General features: G+C 55.8%; 2 protein-coding genes. Both read right to left on the minus strand.

Annotation, left to right across the window (positions count from 1 at the left end):
* The coding region (locus tag BMI01S_RS36230; RefSeq protein ID WP_156123906.1) for a P-loop NTPase family protein at positions 1-408 on the minus strand (408 nt) is incomplete at its 3' end.
* Positions 409-537: 129 nt separating this feature from the next.
* Positions 538-3,225, minus strand: coding sequence for a hypothetical protein (locus BMI01S_RS36235; protein ID WP_028232995.1), 2,688 nt, complete (start codon positions 3,223-3,225; stop codon positions 538-540).
* Between the last annotated feature and the right edge of the window lie 746 nt (positions 3,226-3,971).

The following is a 3,971-nucleotide window of genomic DNA, read 5'->3' on the forward strand; positions in this document are numbered from 1 at the left end:
CGCAGCATCGGAAAGATAGTTTGTCACTCTCTGCCGCAAGTCGCCGGTTTCCCCTATCGCGCTGTCGTATCCGAGTCCATAAAGAAAATTCTTGAAGAAACCGCGGATCGTGTTCGCATGCAGGTTCAAAGCGTTATATAGCACGACGGGAATGTCGCCGTAGTCACGTTGCAGAGCGCCCCGGAACTTTGCGATTGCAAACGTCTTTCCGGTACCACTCGGCGCGGCAATCGCGCACGATGTCGCACCCGTCACCATGACAAGCCGTATGACGGTGTACATTTCATCGAGTGGCGGCGTTCCAAGGGCATCGACATTCATGAACAGTGGATGCAGCCATGGCTTGACGCGGCCGGAATCTCCTCCATTGACGACTGTTTCTGGTTCAGTATCACTAACCGTATTCATCTCTTGCTCCCGTTGGCCCGCTGTCAATCGTCTGAATCGCTCGGCTCGTTACGTCGCTAACCATCTCTGTGCTATTCAACGGTGGGATGGTGAATCATGAGGTCCGATGCGCGCAAATACCAGTTGGCGTCAATTTCGTCCGGTGAGCGGGACGATCGAAATACCCAAGGCTTTAACAAGGTCGATCGACGATTCCCACCCCTCTTCAACAGCGTGTTCCGGATCCTCTCCTTGTTTTTTTTCGTTCAGTTCATGTCGTGCCGCATCCAGCGCCAAATTCTTGGCGTTCATTGCGCCTCGCTTGGTGTTCGTGGCCTGTGCAAGGGCCTTCATCTGTTCTTCCTGATAGATGCTGACCACTGCGCGGTATTCGTCGTCTCCGCGGCGTATGCGGCGGTCGCGCGCGATCAAAAGTGCATCGGACCAGGAAACCCTGTACTCGCGCCACTTCCGTTCTGGCACAAGCTCAACGGATTGCTTGATGTCCGGTATAAAGCCAACTGCATGGCGAATATCCCGCAGGTCGATGTAAACCTTAATAGGCTTGCCAATCAGCCAAGGCTTGCCGGCAAAATCCCGGCTGCGGTAGGTACAGCGAATGCCGTGTATCCGCACACTCGGCTGCTCACCTTTGGCGGTTCGTCCCGTGATGCGTGCCTCTTCGAGATGAGCGAAAAGCATCCAGTCATCCTTTCGTTGTGGAAGCGGCTGTGGAAGGTACGGCTGCTCTGGAAAATCAACCGCTGCGCGCACGAGTTGCTCCGGGCTGGCATTGTGCAAACCTTCGTTAGTCTGCATATTATGGTTTCTTATTTCACCGACGATGATTGCTATAAGATCGCTTACCTTAATTTCGTAGCGAGTGGCCTTGCCGACGGGATCGTCTCGACGTCCATCTGTTGGACCACTGCCCAACGTCGACGGCACGCGCTGAACCCCTCGGCGAGTTAGCGTTCCATTTATCCGCTCAATAATGGCCCGTGCCCCCCAGGCACGTGCAGGACCAAAATTGATCGCGCACCCGAGCACATCCATCAGGTTGTTCGTCACATCAGCGCATGTGTTGCACCATGCTCGGTCCATCCTCAGCACCGTAAAGCCACTTCGGCGTACCTCTGGTACCAAAGAGCCGATCAGGTAACTTCCATCCTGCGCATATCTAAAAAAGGGATGCCCGGAAGCGACGGGGTCGGTACGAATCGCACTATCGACCACTTCGAGTACGTTCTGGGCGGTGGGAGCCGGCCGAAGAACCGCATGAAACCCATAGACAGATTGGCCACTTTCGTCACACATCAACCCGATATAGAAGCGTGCAACAGGAATCCGGTGTTGTACCTTCCGCGCATCCTCGAAGATGATGCAGCCAATAGCGTCCGTGAAGTGGAAATCCAACTGTATGAACGAGCAGACCCTCTGGGCTTGGATAAGCGGGCTCGGGCCACGCCCGTCCGCACGGCGCGCCGCATCGGCCGACAAGCGCGCCCGACGAGCGAGAAGTGGGTAATTTTCCTCGAGCTCTTTACAATAATCGCGAACTGCCTTTTCACCTTGATTATCGGTCTTAAACGGCCATTCACCGTCACCTACACCTCGTTCGCGAAGCTCAAGCTTGAAATCTATCCAGATGGAGCGATACGGCCCACGCTTCTCCGGCAATCGCTCGCTGCCGTCAGGGAACAACCTGGCCTTAATGAACTCCGCCAAGTCCGGAAAGCGCGCCAGCACCTGGCCGAATACGCCTGCGTAGCCGGCGGAGCCACTGCCTTGCTCAACCTCCACGCTTTTCGTGCGGTTGTACCCGACACGATAGCCACGCATCAGTGCGGGAAACCCGACGATGCCGCCAGCGCCATCCGGGAGCAAACACCGCTTTGTCCAGTAGCGTACGGCGGGTTCCGTACACTTTGTCCTTCGATAGATCTCGTCGTATTCGACGTCTCTGGTGGCAAGCATGACCGCGCGCCGGCGGCTCTTAAACATTTCTCTGTCGGCTTCACTCATGAACGAGAGCGTGAGGTCGTCGACGTCCGGCCAGCGCGTAAAGTCGCGATGCTCAGCGGAAACAATGCAACGAGGACGACCGCGCGCGCTACGAATTTTTAGTCCCTCGCATAGGCGTTCCGAACCACGCGCGTCGACGGAATCGATGATAGGCAAGGCGATAGCCGGCGCAACGTCGCTGGCGCATCCCGGGTCGTGCTGTGCAGGGCGCAGTTCCGACAGTCGCCCTAGCAGTTGCGTAGCCAGGTCCACTTGCAGTTCGCCATTGAGAATGTAGTGCCCGAGCAAGCCCAGCATAACAGCTGGATCGACATCGCCTTGCTGCAGTGTGTCGATCAGTTTGAAGGGCTTCCCGGCTTCTAGGCGTTCTATGGCGAGCCGTGCTTCATGCCATGCCGTGCACGTGCGAGCACGATTCACGAATCCGCAAAGATGTAGAACATTGTCGAATCGAATTGCGTGTGACTCGAGCGCCTCGCCCACCTTCAGCACGATGTTCGGCTCGGCATTGGCTCCCCGCTCTCCGTCCGCGTCATTCGGGTTCGGCATAGTGGGCTGCCGCGCGGGATCACCGAACCGCCAGACTTCATGGCGACCGTCCGCATAGTAGACCCACATATCCTGAGCGCCAGCCCGTCCGCCGTTCTGCGCTATTCGGTCTCTAAGGAAGTAGCCAGCTACCGTAGGATCGGCTTCGAGTAGCACGGCGTGCATGAACGGAACGTCCCCGCTGATCACCAGGCGCTCGTTCATTTTCGGCGAATCGAACAGCCACACGTTGGCAAGCTTATTCTTTTGGTCGCGGACGGCCATCGCGGCTGATCGCCGTCTCCGAATGATTTCGCCAAGCGGGAATGCAGACAATCTTGCCATTGCAGTCTCGGTTCAAGGGATAAAAAAGAAAGCAACTCCCCTTGACTTCGGCGTGTCGAAGTACGAGACTGTTACTCGAGGGCAAGAGAAGTTGTGGTCTCGAGCGCTGCAACGCCCGAGAGTCACCGTCAGTGTCAGATCATCGGACTTGTCTCCTGTAAATGCGATGCGGCGTCGTTATCAACGGCGCCGTTTTCTTTTGACGCTAACTAGCCATGAATTCACTCCGTGCATGAAAGCCGCGACGTTGACGCCAACTCAGTAGGCGAGCGACAGTGGGACGACGGCCTCATCGGCCTAAATAGCACGCGGCACCGCCGGTGCGTTGCACGTCAGCGGAGTGATGGATAAGGTGGAAACACGCGTCGTACTTCCCGGCAGCCCAAGGCACCGCCACCGGCAGTTCGGAAGTCACGTACCACTGTGTTTATGTGATAGCTAGCAAAGTATCGTTTGACAAGCAATCGATTCAAAAATCCCGCCGCAATCTAAATTGCTAGCTCCAATTGTCACGAGCAACGCAACTGCGTCTTATTTATAAAGCGTATATAACCCACAATCGACGTATATAACCCATCAATAGACAATGGATTTCAGCATCTAAATATTTTCGCCTCAGCCGATTTATTGATGCAAATTACGTCGCCGCACTTTCCGTGCTGATCACCTTTACGCTTGCCATCTCC

Source organism: Paraburkholderia mimosarum LMG 23256 = NBRC 106338, assembly GCF_000739815.1.
GTDB lineage: Bacteria > Pseudomonadota > Gammaproteobacteria > Burkholderiales > Burkholderiaceae > Paraburkholderia > Paraburkholderia mimosarum.